This window comes from Acidovorax sp. AC410 (assembly GCF_979253235.1).
In genome coordinates this window covers 1,809,410-1,823,230 of record NZ_CEEDCG010000001.1, presented here as the reverse complement: position 1 = coordinate 1,823,230, position 13,821 = coordinate 1,809,410, and the positions used below count along the sequence as shown (strand labels likewise).

The 13,821-nt window shown below is 66.8% G+C and carries 14 protein-coding genes; 9 read left to right on the top strand and 5 right to left on the bottom strand.

Going from position 1 to position 13,821, the window contains the following annotated elements; genetic code table 11:
- Nucleotides 1-37: 37 nt before the first annotated feature.
- Both dnaN and dnaA read right to left on the bottom strand, forming a co-directional pair.
- Entirely contained in the window at nucleotides 38-1,156 is a 1,119-nt protein-coding gene (dnaN, locus tag AC0IZS_RS08420; RefSeq protein ID WP_007854794.1) for a DNA polymerase III subunit beta, read from the bottom strand.
- Between the two features lie 440 nt (nucleotides 1,157-1,596).
- Nucleotides 1,597-3,072 (bottom strand): chromosomal replication initiator protein DnaA, encoded by a 1,476-nt coding sequence (gene dnaA / locus AC0IZS_RS08415; protein WP_471635213.1) that lies wholly within the window; start codon nucleotides 3,070-3,072, stop codon nucleotides 1,597-1,599.
- Between the two features lie 311 nt (nucleotides 3,073-3,383).
- On the opposite strand from dnaA, the gene rpmH reads away from it, so the two are divergent.
- The 7 genes from rpmH to AC0IZS_RS08380 all read left to right on the top strand — a co-directional run bounded on the left by rpmH (nucleotide 3,384) and on the right by AC0IZS_RS08380 (nucleotide 9,318).
- The gene (rpmH, locus tag AC0IZS_RS08410; protein WP_005798102.1) at nucleotides 3,384-3,518 is read left to right on the top strand and encodes a 50S ribosomal protein L34; all 135 of its coding nucleotides are present in this window, start codon (nucleotides 3,384-3,386) and stop codon (nucleotides 3,516-3,518) included.
- 64 nt (nucleotides 3,519-3,582) lie between these two features.
- On the top strand, nucleotides 3,583-4,158 hold the full coding sequence (locus AC0IZS_RS08405; protein WP_471635212.1) for a ribonuclease P protein component: 576 nt from the start codon (nucleotides 3,583-3,585) through the stop codon (nucleotides 4,156-4,158).
- Entirely contained in the window at nucleotides 4,155-4,454 is a 300-nt protein-coding gene (gene yidD, locus AC0IZS_RS08400) for a membrane protein insertion efficiency factor YidD (RefSeq protein WP_471635211.1), read from the top strand. Before AC0IZS_RS08405 ends, yidD begins: the two co-directional genes overlap by 4 nt.
- The gene (gene yidC / locus AC0IZS_RS08395; RefSeq protein ID WP_471635210.1) at nucleotides 4,451-6,166 is read left to right on the top strand and encodes a membrane protein insertase YidC; all 1,716 of its coding nucleotides are present in this window, start codon (nucleotides 4,451-4,453) and stop codon (nucleotides 6,164-6,166) included. The genes yidD and yidC overlap by 4 nt, the downstream gene beginning before the upstream one ends.
- An 86-nt stretch (nucleotides 6,167-6,252) precedes the next feature.
- Entirely contained in the window at nucleotides 6,253-7,677 is a 1,425-nt protein-coding gene (gene mnmE / locus AC0IZS_RS08390) for a tRNA uridine-5-carboxymethylaminomethyl(34) synthesis GTPase MnmE (RefSeq protein WP_471635209.1), read from the top strand.
- 93 nt (nucleotides 7,678-7,770) lie between these two features.
- Nucleotides 7,771-8,262, top strand: a complete 492-nt coding sequence (locus AC0IZS_RS08385; protein ID WP_471635208.1) for a Crp/Fnr family transcriptional regulator — start codon at nucleotides 7,771-7,773, stop codon at nucleotides 8,260-8,262.
- A gap of 114 nt (nucleotides 8,263-8,376) precedes the next feature.
- On the top strand, nucleotides 8,377-9,318 hold the full coding sequence (locus AC0IZS_RS08380) for a hypothetical protein (protein WP_471635207.1): 942 nt from the start codon (nucleotides 8,377-8,379) through the stop codon (nucleotides 9,316-9,318).
- A 224-nt stretch (nucleotides 9,319-9,542) separates the two neighbouring features.
- Here AC0IZS_RS08380 and AC0IZS_RS08375 read toward each other — a convergent pair whose 3' ends face one another.
- Together AC0IZS_RS08375 and AC0IZS_RS08370 are read right to left on the bottom strand one after the other, a co-directional pair.
- Nucleotides 9,543-9,845, bottom strand: coding sequence for a flagellar basal body rod protein FlgC (locus AC0IZS_RS08375; RefSeq protein WP_322590871.1), 303 nt, complete (start codon nucleotides 9,843-9,845; stop codon nucleotides 9,543-9,545).
- A gap of 85 nt (nucleotides 9,846-9,930) precedes the next feature.
- Nucleotides 9,931-10,320, bottom strand: a complete 390-nt coding sequence (locus tag AC0IZS_RS08370) for a nuclear transport factor 2 family protein (protein WP_471635206.1) — start codon at nucleotides 10,318-10,320, stop codon at nucleotides 9,931-9,933.
- Nucleotides 10,321-10,448: 128 nt separating this feature from the next.
- On the opposite strand from AC0IZS_RS08370, the gene AC0IZS_RS08365 reads away from it, so the two are divergent.
- A complete protein-coding gene (locus tag AC0IZS_RS08365; RefSeq protein ID WP_471635205.1) occupies nucleotides 10,449-11,372 on the top strand; it encodes an AraC family transcriptional regulator in 924 nt (307 codons plus the stop codon).
- A 4-nt stretch (nucleotides 11,373-11,376) separates the two neighbouring features.
- Here AC0IZS_RS08365 and AC0IZS_RS08360 read toward each other — a convergent pair whose 3' ends face one another.
- Nucleotides 11,377-12,306, bottom strand: a complete 930-nt coding sequence (locus AC0IZS_RS08360; RefSeq protein WP_471635204.1) for a LysR family transcriptional regulator — start codon at nucleotides 12,304-12,306, stop codon at nucleotides 11,377-11,379.
- A 141-nt stretch (nucleotides 12,307-12,447) separates the two neighbouring features.
- Here AC0IZS_RS08360 and aptA point away from each other — a divergent pair, with 141 nt between their 5' ends.
- Entirely contained in the window at nucleotides 12,448-13,809 is a 1,362-nt protein-coding gene (aptA, locus tag AC0IZS_RS08355; protein ID WP_471635203.1) for an omega-aminotransferase AptA, read from the top strand.
- Nucleotides 13,810-13,821 lie beyond the last annotated feature (12 nt).

The window sequence follows — 13,821 nt, the reverse complement described above, 5'->3', positions numbered from 1 at the left end:
GTGTGCCCGGCGCGCAAGGCGGGGGCACGGCGCACGGCTAGATGCGCATGGGCATCACCACGTACTTGAAGCTTTCGTTGTCGGGGATGGTCAGCAGCGCGGAGCTGTTGCCGTCCGAGAGCTCCACCTTCACCATGTCCTGGCCCATGTTGGCCAGGGCGTCGATCAGGTAGGTCACGTTGAAGCCGATCTCGATGGTGTCGCCACCGTAGTCGATGTCGAGCTCGTCCACGGCCTCTTCCTGCTCGGCGTTGTTGGACGCCACGCGCAGGGTGCCGGGCTCCAGGTTCAGGCGCACGCCCTTGAACTTGTCGCTGGTCATGATGGCCGTGCGCTGCAGGCTGGCCAGCAGCGGGGCACGGCCCAGGGTGATGCTGTTCTTGTGGTTCTTGGGGATGACGCGGTTGTAGTCGGGGAACTTGCCCTCGACCAGCTTGGTCACGAACTCCATGCCGCCAAAGGTGAACTTGGCCTGGTTGTTCGCAAACTGCATCTCGATGTGGGGCTGGTTCTCGCCGCCCGCGTCGGACAGCAGGCGCTGCAGCTCGATCACGGTCTTGCGCGGCAAGATCACTTCCTGCTTGGGCACCTCCACGTCCAGCGTGGCGCTGGCAAAGGCCAGGCGGTGGCCGTCGGTGGCCACCAGGGAGAGCTGCTTGCCCTCGGCCACGAACAAAATGCCGTTGAGGTAGTAGCGGATGTCCTGCACCGCCATGGCAAACGACACCTGGCCCAGCAGGTCCTTCAACGTCTTTTGCGGCACGGCGAACACGGGGCCGAAGGCGGCCGATTCCTGCACCAGCGGGAAGTCCTCGGCCGGCAGGCTTTGCAGGGTGAAGCGGCTCTTGCCGCCCTTCAAGATCAGCTTGGACTGGGCGGATTCGAGGCTCACCGTCTGGTCGCTGGGCATGGTGCGCAGGATGTCGATGAGCTTGCGCGCACCCACGGTGGTGGTGAAGTCGCCCGTGTCGCCACCGAGTTCGGCCGTGGTGCGGATCTGGATCTCGAGGTCGCTGGTCGTCAGCTGCAGCGCGTTGCCGGTCTTGCGGATCAACACGTTGGCCAGGATGGGCAAGGTGTGGCGGCGCTCCACGATGCCAGCCACCGATTGCAGAACCGCGAGTACCTTGTCTTGTGTTGCCTTCAGGACGATCATGTCATCAACCCCTTGCTTGTGGATCTTTTTTGGAACGGTGCGGGCAGCGGCACGGGTTGTGCCCCCCTGCTGCCCATAAACCCCCCATTTTGCCTTGTGTGAACCTGTTTACGCCCTATCCGTGGCCGCGTTGTGACGCAATCGGGATGAGTGGATGCTTCGGGTGCGCCGCATGGGCTCATGCCCATGCAAGCAGCCGGGGTGTCCAATCGCCCGATTTCGTCCCAACCCTTCGGGCAAGTGCCTTGCCGGGCGGTCTGCGGCGTTGCGGCGCTTGTTGATAGCTGGGCTATCAACTGCGCACCGCGCCTAGCATCCCATCCCGGCAATGCACTTGCGCGGCCTCGGATAGGGCGTAAACAGGTTCCAACCTGTTTTCTGCGACGGTGTAGCGCCGAACAGGTTCTTACAAAAACGGCCTGGGAATAACGCACGGTGGCTCAGCCCTTCAACGTCTGTTCCAGCACGTGCAGCTGCTGGTTCAGTTCGGTCAGCTGTTGGCGCTCGCCCGAAATCTTGCGCACCGCGTGCAGCACCGTGGTGTGGTCGCGGCCGCCGAAGAGTTCGCCGATCTCGGGCAGGCTCTTTTGCGTCAGTTCCTTGGCCAGGTACATGGCAATCTGGCGCGGGCGGGCAATGCTGGCCGGGCGCTTCTTGCTGTACATGTCCGCCACCTTGATCTTGTAGTAGTCGGCAACGGTCTTCTGGATGTTCTCGACCGAGATCTGGCGGTTCTGGATGGACAGCAGGTCGCGCAGCGCCTCGCGGGCCAGCTGGATGGAAATCTCTTTCTGGTTGAAGCGCGAGTAGGCCAGGATCTTGCGCAGGGCGCCTTCGAGCTCGCGCACGTTGGAGCGCACGTTCTTGGCCACGAAGAAGGCGACTTCCTCGGGCATTTCGGTGCCTTCCACGCGCGCCTTGTTGATCAAGATGGCCACGCGCATCTCGAGCTCGGGCGGCTCGATGGCGACCGTGAGGCCCGAGTCAAAGCGCGAAACCAGCCGCTCGTGGATGTTGGCCAGGCCCTTGGGGTAGGTGTCGCTGGTCATCACGATGTGGCTCTTCTTGGCCAGCAGGGCTTCGAAGGCGTTGAAGAATTCTTCCTGCGTGCGGTCCTTGTTGGCAAAGAACTGCACGTCGTCGATGAGCAGCAGGTCCAGCGAGTGGTAGCGCTCCTTGAATTCGTCAAAGGTGCGGCGCTGGTAGGCCTTAACCACATCCGACACGAATTGCTCGGCATGGATGTAGAGAACTTTGGCGTCGGTCTTGTCGGCCAGCAGGCGGTTGCCCACAGCGTGTACCAGGTGGGTCTTGCCCAGGCCCACGCCGCCGTAGATGAACAGCGGGTTGTACAGGTGGCCGGGCATGCCCGCGACGTGCATGGCGGCCGAGCGCGCCATGCGGTTGGCCGTGCCCTCGACCAGGGTTTCGAAGGTGAGACCGGCGTTCAGGCGGTTGCGGAAGGCGCCGGCCGATTCGTCGGGGGTGCTGCTGCCGCTGTTGCCGTTGCCGGAGTGGTTGTTGTGGCTGTTGCCCTGCCCCTGACCCTGCTGGTCATTGTGGGACACCGGGGTTTGTGTGCCGGCCGCATTGGGGCGCACGTAAGTACGGGTAACCGCTTCGCGCTGAGCGAGCGCTAACTCCAACGTGACGGGCTGGCCATACAGGTCTTCGAGCAGCAGCGAGATGCGCTTGGCGTACTGGGCCCGGATCCAGTCGAGCTTGAAGCGGTTGGCGACGAACAGCGTCACCTTGGAGAAGTCTTCGGTCACCTGCGCCACCAGGGGCTTGATCCAGGTGTTGAACTGCTGCTCTGGCAAGTCTTGCGCCAGTTGTTCTAGGCAGGCCTGCCACAGGCCCTGGCCTGCGTCGGCCCCGGGGTTGGATGCGGAGCTGCTGGAGGGTTCCTCGGTCATTTATCGGGTGATTCTTTTTGTGGATAGGAGGAACGGTGCTGGGCCGGGCATTGTAGCTTGTCAAGGAGTTATCCACAATTTGAAAGGCCGGTTTCTCCAATGGGCTCGGACCCCTGGCGGTGGGGTCGGAAATGGCATTTTGAACCCCTGATTCCAGCGCGCCACAGGGTCTTCCCTGCCGCGGGCATTGCCAGCGGGCCACAAGCCTGCGATAATTTTGGGTTTCCCTGAATGTGTTCAGGGCGATTTGACCGGGCGTGCCGTTATTTCTGCGCAGCAGTCCGGAACTGAACCTCAAGGAATAGAGCACCATGAAACGTACTTACCAGCCCTCCAAGACCCGCCGCGCCCGCACCCACGGTTTCCTCGTCCGCATGAAGACCCGCGGTGGCCGTGCCGTCATCAACGCACGCCGCGCCAAGGGCCGCAAGCGCCTGGCCGTCTAAGGCCGGCTCGGTCCTGGGCCTGCACCCCGGTTTGCACCGTCAGGTACCAAACGGGGGCGCTTGCATGCAACGGCTGAAAACCCGTCCGCAGTTCCAGGCCACCATGGCGGGGGGCACCGTGTCCCGTACCGCCCATTTTGCGCTGCACCGCCTGGTGTTGGGCGCTGATGGCACTGCCACGACTGGCGGTGCCGTTGTTGCGTCTGGCGCCAGCGCCACGGCAGAGCCAGCCGCATCGGCATCCCCCGCAGGGCCCGGCGTTTCGCCGCAGGCCCTGTTTGCCGTTTCCGACGAGGTCTGGCTGGGTGCCATGGTGCCCAAGCGCTGGGCGCGCCGTGCGGTCACGCGCAACACCATCAAGCGGCAGATCTACACGGTGGGCGCCACATTCGAGGCGCGCCTGCCCCAGGCCGCCCACGTGGTGCGCCTGCGCAGCACCTTCGATCGCAAGCAGTTCATCAGCGCCACGTCCGAGCAGCTCAAAGAGGCGGTGCGGGCCGAGCTGCAGCAGCTGTTCGGCTACGCCGCCAAGCGTTCGGGCCCTGGCCAGGGCACCGGTGGCGGGGCTGGCAAAGGCCTGGGCGGTAGCAGAAGCGACAAAAGCCCCAGCGCGCCGCGGGTGTCGGCGGTTGCGCCATGATGCGTGCGCTGCTCATCGGGGTGGTCAAGGGCTACCGCCTGTTCCTGAGCCCCTGGCTGGGCTCGGCCTGCCGCTTCGAGCCGACCTGCTCCGTCTATTCGCTGCAGGCGCTGGAGCAGCATGGCGCGGCGGCCGGCAGTTATCTCACGGTGCGCAGGCTGGTACGCTGCCACCCCTGGTGTGACGGGGGCCATGACCCGGTCCCGCAGGAGCTGCCGCGCAGCATGCGGCTTTTTTCGCGCTTCACTGCGTCGTCGTCCACCACTCCAACATCCTCACCAAAGAAGTCTTCATGAACGACATTCGCCGCACCATACTGTGGGTGATTTTTGGCTTTTCCATGGTTCTGCTGTGGGACAAGTGGCAGTTGCACAATGGCAACAAGGCCACCTTCTTCCCCACCGCAGCCCCCGTGGCCGCGCCTGCGCCTGCGGGCACCGCCTCGGCTTCGGCCGGCGCGGCGAGCGTGCCTTCCGCGACTGGCGCCCCTGTGGCCGCCGCCGCGAGCCAGGGCGCAGCGGCCGTGCCTGGCCAGCCGGCTCCCACGGCAGCGCCTGCCACGCGTGAGCGCGTGCAGGTGACGACCGACGTCTACCGCCTCACCTTCGACAGCGAAGGCGGCTCGCTGACGCATGCCGAACTGCTCAAGCACGCCGACATCGGCGACAAGAGCGGCAAGAACTTCCTGCTGCTGGACGAGAGCGCCAACCGCGTGTACGTGGCACAGACCGGCCTGATCGGCGGCGCCTTCCCCACGCACAAGACGCTGATGACGGCCGTGGCCGGCCCGCGCGAGCTCAAGGACGGGCAGGACGAGCTGTCCATCCGCTTCGAGTCGCCCGAGCAGGGCGGCGTGAAGCTGGTCAAGACCTGGACCGTCAAGCGCGGCACCTACGACATCGCCGTGAAGCATGAAGTGGTGAACACCGGCACCGCCCCCGTGTCGCCCGAGCTGTACCTGCAGCTGGTGCGCGACGGCAACAAGCCGCCGGGCGAGTCGTCGTTCTACTCCACCTTCACCGGCCCGGCGGTCTACACCGAGGCCAAGAAGTACCAGAAGGTCGAGTTTAAGGACATCGAGGCCGGCAAGATCGACATCCAGAAGGATGCGACCAACGGCTACGTGGCCATGGTGCAGCACTACTTCGCCACGGCCTGGCTGCTGGCCGATGGCGTGCCGCGCAACCTGTTCATGCGCAAGGTGGACACCAACCTGTACTCGGTGGGCATGATCACCCAGCTGGGCGCCATCGCCCCCGGCGCCAGCAAGACGCTGGACGCGCGCCTGTTCGCCGGCCCCCAGGTCGAGAAGACCCTGGAAACCCTGAGCCCCGGCCTGGAACTGGTCAAGGACTACGGTTGGCTGACCATCCTGTCCAAGCCGCTGTACTGGCTGCTGGACCAGCTGCACAAGATCCTCGGCAACTGGGGCTGGGCTATCGTGGCGCTGGTGCTGCTGCTCAAGATCGCCTTCTACTGGCTCAACGCCAAGGCCTATTCGAGCATGGCCAAGATGAAGGCCATCAACCCCAAGATCATGGAGATGCGCGAGCGCCTGAAGGACAAGCCGCAGCAGATGCAGCAGGAGATGATGCGCATCTACCGCGAGGAGAAGGTCAACCCCATGGGGGGCTGCTTCCCCATCATGATCCAGATCCCGGTGTTCATCGCCCTGTACTGGGTGCTGCTGTCCAGCGTGGAAATGCGCAACGCGCCCTGGGTCTTGTGGATCCACGACCTGTCGGCACCGGACCCGTTCTTCATCCTGCCCCTGTTGATGACGGTCAGCTCGCTGCTGCAGACGGCCCTGAACCCCGCGCCACCGGACCCGCTGCAGGCCAAGATGATGTGGTTCATGCCGCTGATCTTCAGCGTGATGTTCTTCTTCTTCCCGGCCGGCCTGGTGCTGTACTGGCTGACGAACAACATTCTGTCCATCGCGCAGCAGTGGATCATCAACACCCGCATGGGCGTGCCGCCGCAGTTCAACCTGCCCAAGTTCAAGTGATCACCGCCTGATCGCTGACTGACCCCGAAAGGCCGCGCAAGCGGCCTTTTTCATTGAACGCCCTACCCTGTAAAGTCACGCCCACCATGCTTGCCCGCCACGCCGATCCCATCGTTGCCATTGCCACTGCCCCGGGGCGCGGCGCCGTGGGCATCGTGCGTGTGTCGGGCAAGGGCATTGCGCCGCTGGTGCAGGCCCTGTGTGGGCGCGACCTGCGCCCGCGCGAGGCGCACTACCTGCCGTTTCGCGATGCGGACGGCCAGGCCATCGACCAGGGGCTGGCGCTGTACTTTCCGGCGCCGCATTCGTACACCGGCGAAGACGTGCTGGAGCTGCAGGCCCACGGCGGCCCGGTGGTGCTGCAGCTCCTGGTGGCGCGCTGCCTGGAGGCGGCGGCGGGCATGCAGGCCGAGGGCGGCCCTGCCGTGCTGGCCGGCCTGCGCGTGGCCGAGCCCGGGGAGTTCACCGAGCGCGCCTTCCTCAACGACAAGATCGACCTGGCGCAGGCCGAGGCGATTGCCGACTTGATCGACGCCTCCACCGCGGCGGCGGCGCGCAGTGCGAGCCGCTCGCTCACGGGGGCGTTCTCGAACGAGATCCACGCGCTGCGCGATGCGCTGGTCCACCTGCGCATGCTGGTGGAGGCGACGCTGGACTTTCCCGAGGAGGACATCGACTTCTTGAAGCAGGCCGACGCCCAGGGCCAGCTCGACCGGCTGCAGCAGACCCTGGCGCGCGTGCGCCAGCGCGCGCAGCAGGGCGCACTGCTGCGCGAGGGCATCAAGGTGGTGATCGCCGGCCAGCCCAACGCGGGCAAGAGCTCGCTGCTCAACGCGCTGGCGGGGGCGGAGCTGGCCATCGTGACCCCGATTGCCGGCACCACGCGCGACAAGGTGCAGCAGACCATCCAGATCGAGGGCGTGCCGCTGCACGTGATCGACACCGCGGGCCTGCGCGACAGCGAGGACGAGGTGGAGCGCATTGGCATCGCGCGCGCCTGGGACGAAATCGCCGGGGCCGATGCGGTGCTGTTTTTGCACGACCTGTCGCGTGCCCACACGGCCGCCTATGCCGAGAGCGATGCCGCCATCGATGCCGACATGGCGCTGCGCCTGCCGGCCTCGGTGCCGGTGATCGACGTCTGGAACAAGATCGACTGCGTGGACGAGGGCGCGGCCGCTCTGGCGCAGGGCGCCGGGCGCTCCGTGCAGCTGTCGGCCCGCACGGGCGCGGGGCTGGACGTGCTGCGCCGCACGCTCTTGGAGGTGGCCGGCTGGCAGTCGGCGCCCGAGGGCGTGTACATCGCCCGCGCGCGCCATGTGCAGGCGCTGCAGGCCGTGGCCGCGCACCTCGATGAAGCGCACATGCAGTTACAGGCGCGGGCCCCGGCCCTTGACATCCTGGCCGAAGAATTGCGCTTGGCGCAGAACGCGCTGGGGGCGATTACGGGTGAGTTCACTTCCGATGACCTGCTGGGCGTGATTTTTTCGAGCTTTTGCATCGGCAAGTAGTTTGAAGCGGGTTCCTGCGCGCGTTCTTTTGTTGTAAACGGACGTAAACAGCGCTTGTGCGCAACCTGTAACAGGGTTACTTTAAGAACAACCATGAACGTCCTATCCCCCGCTGCCACCAAAGCCGATCTGCAGGGCCTGATCGATGCCATCGCCCAGGCCAGTGCCGACGACAGCATGACCAACCCGCTCACGCCCGCGCAGTGGGATACCGTCGCTTCTTACCTTCTGCCCTGCATCCTGCCCACGGGGCATGTGCTGTTCACCCAGGGCACGAGCGACCGCACCTTGTACTTCGTGGAAAGCGGCAGCCTGAGCGTGCATTTCCAGGACGAGAAGGAGCGCTTGCGCCTGGCCATCGTGGGCCCGGGCTCGGTGCTCGGCGAGGGGGCGTTCTTTTCGCACCGGGCGCGCAGCGCCACGGTGCAGGCCACCGGGCCTTGCAAGCTGTGGAGCCTGACGGCCATCCGTTTTACCGAGTTGACCAACCGGCAGCCCGCGATTGCCCTGGGTCTGGCCATGGCGGCTGGTTCGGTACTGGCCAAGCGCCTGGGCAATCGCCGTCGGCGCGTTGCGGCGACCTGACACCCCTGTCAGCCGGCAGCCCTTTCGGGACCGGTGGCTTCGTTGGCGGTGCAGGGCTCGCGGTACACTTGAATCGGACAACCCACTGCAGGCGCACCCCGAGGAAAGCAAGCCATGTCACTGTTCAGCTGGTTCAGCCGCAAACCGGCACCGCCCAAGCCCCGGCCCAATGCGGCGTCGGAGCCTTCGGGCCTGCTCAACGCCGATGCCACGGTGCCCCTGGCTGCGGGCCGCCAGGGCAAGCCCCTGCTCGATACCCTGCCGCCCGAGCACGCCGCCAACCGCAAGAACGAGCGCATGGAGCGCCGCGAGCTGCTGTACACCGTGGTGCGCGACGCCATGGTGCGTGCCGGCGTGCTCTCGGCCAGCTACAAGTTCAAGGTGCTCTCGCTGGACCAGCGGGGCCGCCAGTTCCTGGTGATGATGGACCTGGCGCGCGAATACGGCGGCGAGACCGTGCGCCTGTCCGAGATTGAGGCCTTGATCGCCCAGACCGCCAAGACGCGTTACGACATCCTGGTGACCGCCGTGTACTGGCGCATCAATGACCATGTGGCGGTGGGCATTCCGCAAAAGGGCATCGCCCCCTTGGGTGCGGCCCTGCCTGTGGGCACGCAGGCCCCCGCGGCGGCGGCCGCTGTGCGCCGCCCGCTGCCACCGGTGTCGGCCCCTGCGCCGCTGACGGCCACGCCATCTGCCCCCATCTCGCGCCCGGCACCGCTGCGCGCCGCAGCGCCCGTGGCCACAGCCCCGGCCCCGCTGACGGGCACGGCACCGCGCTCCCCTGCGCCGGTGGACTACGAAGCCACCCGCCCGGTGCCGCGCTTCGAGCCCATCGAGGCCGACGAAGTGGCTGCCTTCAAGCGCGCCCTGGCCGATGCTGCAGGCACCAACCCCGTGCCGGTCACCCCGGCACGCCCCGGCGGCGCCCCGGTGCGCTCGGGCCCCATCCGCCCCCGGCCGCCCAATGCAACGGGCTTCGAGGACACGGAAATGCCCGGCGCCGAAGAGCGCGGCCCGGACCTGAGCAGCACGCAGTACGGCGAGTTGCGCTAGAGCGCACGGCGCCAAAAAACAAAGGCGGCCCGAGGGCCGCCTTTTTCATTTCTGCTATCCGGGACGCCGCGCATGAAACTGGCGCGGCCCAAGCCAGTGCCCCCGCGCAAGGGCCGCCGAGCTGCGCATGCGGCGCTTCGCTGGCGTGCGCTGGGGGCGTCCCCCTCCCGACTCGCGCAGCGGGTCGAGAGAGGGGTGAAGGCGCGAAGCGACTCAGGGAGTGATTAAGCCTTCACGTCGAGCAGCGAGCCCATCATCTGGTCCTGGGTCTTTACCACCTGCAGATTGGCCTTGAAGGCGTAGGTGGCCGAGATCTGCTCGACGGCCTCCTTCTCCAGCGCCACGCCTTCTTCCTGGCTTCGGCGCACGGAGCCGGTGACGCCGGCACCGCCGGGCGTGGCTTCCTGCTCCACCACCTGGCGCTGGTAGCGCGGCGTGTTCATGTTGGCCACGTTGTTGGCCGAGGCATCCAGGCGCAACTGGGCGGCCTGCATGCCGGAAGCGCCGATCGAGGAAATGGAGGCCATGGTGGAGTGCTCGCGGTGGCGGGGGATGGCCGGATTATCCCGTGCCCCCGGATTTCGCGCGATACCACCCATCCTGCCGGAATGGTCACTGGCCCCAGAAGCGGTCTTCCTGCGCCGGGTCGCTGGAGAAGAGAAACACCTCGGCGACCTGGCCGTCCGCGATGCGCAGCAGGTCCACGCCCGCTTGCTCCAGGCGGGCGCCCTCGCGTTCGCCGCCAAAGCGGATGCTGACGGCGACCCAGTCGCCGTTCTCCATGTAGTGGCTGGCCTCGGTGATGGCAAAGCTCCCCTGGGACACTTCCATCATGCCCCCGATCATCGCCCCCACGGCGGCCAGTCCCCGGTGCGTGCCCGAGAAGCGGTTGGCGCCGGGCTGGTGCCAGACGACGGAGGGCGACACGGTGCTGGCCAGCAGGGCCTGGTCGCCGGTCTGGGCGGCGCGGATGTAGTTTTTGGCGATATCGATGGCGGACATGGGGCTCTTTGCAGGTGTTGAAGATGGGCAATTATTGGACTGGGGGTGCGGGAAAGCACGGTATCCCCAAGCCAAAGAAAGACACTTATCGGACAAAATGCGAGCAGCACTGCAACCCAGGGAAAGTGATGGCCGCGAAGAAAACATGGAGCGCCGCCGACATCGAACGCTTCGACTACCGCCCGCCCGGGGCCTACGGGCTGGACCTGGAAGTCTTCCCGATGTCCGACCTGCGCCAACGCGGCCCCGAGGGCGAGGTTCTGCGCACCCACCGCTACGCCTTCCACATGCTGGTGCTGGTCACCCAAGGAAGCTGCACGCAAGTGATCGACTTCGAGCCCATGCCCTGCGCGCCCGGATCGTTGCTGGCCATCCGGCCCGGGCAGGCCCACCACTTCGGGCCGGCGCAGGATTGGGACGGGTGGGTCATGCTGCTGCGCCCGGAATTCCTGCTCGCGGCCGGTGCTGCGCCGGCCAGTGACCTGCGCCTGGTGGTCGGGCTGGAGCGGTTTCCCGTGCACCTGGCGCTGGGCGACGGCGAGGCCCGCACGGTGGCGGATGCGATCGTGCAGATGCGCGTGGACGCGGCGGCCGATGCGCCGGCGCAGGACCTGCACGCGCTGCTGCGCTACCAGCTGTATGCCCTGCTCGCGCGGCTGGCCATCGCCCACGGCCAGCGCAGCCAGCGCGCCCAGCGCGAGCCCGCGAACCACCGTGCGCTGCAGCGCTTCGAGCGCTTTCGGCAATTGCTGGAGCAGCGCTTTGCCCAGTGGCACCAGGTCGCGGACTACGCCGGCCCGCTGGGCTGCACGGAAAAAAGCCTGGCGCGTGCCGCCAGCGCCGCGGCCGGCACCAGCGCCAAGGCCTTCATCGCCGCGCGCATCTGCCTGGAGGCCAAGCGCCTGCTGCTGCATACCGGAGTGCCGGTAACGCACATCGCCGAGCGCCTGGGCTTCGACGAGGCGACCCATTTCAGCAAGTTCTTCCGGCGGGAGGCGGGCTGCACCCCGGCCGAGTTCCGCCGCCAGCAATTGCCTGCGCTCGGCGGTTGAACTGTCAGCCCACCCCGTGGGCCTGCGCCAGGCACTGCTGGAAGGCCTGGGCCGCGCGCGAGGGCTCGGGCGAGCGCCGCAGCAGGCCGACGAACTGGCAGCTGTAGCGCAGCAGCGCGGGCTGCACGGCCTGCATCAGGCCGCGCCGCTCGTAGACCTCGGCATAGTGGTCGGGCAGAAAACCGAGGTAGCGGCCCGAAAGGATGAGCGTGGCGATCGACTCCTGGTCGAAGCCCGTGGCGGTGCGCGACAGGCGTGCCTGGTGGCTCAGCTCCATGTTGGGCGAGTGGTAGCCCAGGCCGGCGAAGGGCTGGTGGCGCAGCGCCTCCCAGTCGAGCGAGGGATCGTGGACCCCGAACAGCGGGTGGCCCGCACCGCAGTACAGCAGCATGGTCTCGGTGAACAGGTCGGTGTACAGCAGGCTCTGCGAGGCGCGGTGCGCCGGGATGATGCCGACCTGGAAGGTGCCGTCGATCACCCCGCGCTCGATGGCGTTGATGGTGCCCACGTGCATCTGCAGATGCACATCGGGCGCCTGCTCGGCAAAGGCGGCGATGGCCTGGCCGATGCGCGCGGCGGGGTTGGTGGCGGTCTTGTCGAACACGGCCACCGCCAGCTGCCCGCCCATGCGCGCATGGATGTCGTCCACCGCATTGCGAAAGCCCTGCACCGAGGCCAGCAGGCGCAGGGTTTCGTCGTAGACGCGCTGGCCCTCGGGCGTGAGGGCGAAGCCCGCCCGGCCGCGCCGGCACAGGGTCAGGCCCAGGCGGGTCTCCAGGTCCTTGACGTGGCGGCTCACGGTGCTGGTGCCGATATTCAGCTCCAGCTCGGCGGCCGACATGCCCCCGCACTCGGCCACGGCCTTGAACACCTGCAACAGGCGCAGGTCCATGTCGCTGAGCTGGCCGAGCACGGCACGGTTCTTGGTGTTCATGGCGGTCTGGGTGTTGCTTGCATAAACGCGCAAGTAAACATTGATATTGCACTATTTGAGAGATTAACACCGGGGACAACAATCCGCCTGAAACCTGCTTTTCGCCCGGCCCTGCGCGGCTGCCTTGCACTGGAGATTCCCATGAGCTTCGTCAACATCGAAAAACCCGCTTCCGACGCTGGCGGCGACCGCCTGGGCGCCGCCTGGCTCGACGCCCACTGGATGCCCTACACCGCCAACCGCCAGTTCAAGGCGGCTCCGCGCATGATCGTGGAGGGCAGCGGCGCCTATTACACCGATTCGGACGGCCGCAAGATCTTCGACGGCCTGTCGGGCCTGTGGTGCACCGGCCTGGGCCACGGCCGCCGCGAGATCGCCGAGGCCATTGGCAAGCAGGCAATGAAGCTCGACTACGCGCCGGCCTTCCAGTTCGGCCACCCGCTCTCGTTCGAGCTGGCCAACCGCATCAAGGCCATCACGCCCGACGGCCTCGATTACGTGTTCTTCACGGGCTCGGGCTCGGAAGCGGCCGACACCTCGCTCAAGATGGCGCGCGCCTACTGGCGCGCCAAGGGCCAGGCCAGCAAGACGCGCCTGATCGGCCGCGAAAAGGGCTACCATGGCGTGAACTTCGGCGGCATCTCGGTGGGCGGCATCGCGGCCAACCGCAAGCTCTTCGGCCAGGGCGTCGAAGCCGACCACCTGCCCCACACCCAGCCGGCCGCCGGCTCCTTCCACAAGGGCATGCCGCCCACCGGCAAGGAACTGGCCGACCGCCTGCTGGACGTGATCGCGCTGCACGATGCCTCGAACATCGCGGCCGTGATCGTCGAGCCCTTCTCGGGCTCGGCCGGCGTGGTGATCCCGCCCGTGGGCTACCTGCAGCGCCTGCGCGAGATCTGCACGCAGAACAACATCCTGCTGATCTTCGACGAGGTGATCACCGCCTTCGGCCGCTCGGGCGCCTGGACCGGTGCCGAGGCCTTCGGCGTGACGCCGGACATCCTGAACTTCGCCAAGCAGGTCACCAATGGCGCGCAGCCCCTGGGCGGCGTGGTGGCCAGCAAGGACATCTACGACACCTTCATGGCCGCGGGCGGCCCCGAGTACATGCTCGAGTTCCCGCACGGCTACACCTACTCGGCCCACCCCGTGGCCTGTGCCGCCGGCATCGCCGCGCTGGACCTGCTGCAGAGCGAAGACGCCATCGGCCGTGTGAACGCGCTGACCCCGCACTTCGAGCAGGCCGTACACAGCCTCAAGGGCAGCAAGCATGTGCTCGACATCCGCAACTACGGCCTGGCCGCGGGCATCACCATCGCCGCGCTGCCCGGCGAGCCGGCACGCCGCCCCTACGAGATCGCGATGAACTGCTGGAAGAAGGGCTTTTACGTGCGCTACGGTGGCGACACCATCCAGCTGGCGCCCCCCTTCATCAGCGAGAAGGCCGAGATCGACCGCCTCGTGAACGCCCTGGGCGACGCCCTGGCGGAAACCGCCTGAGTTCCATTTTTT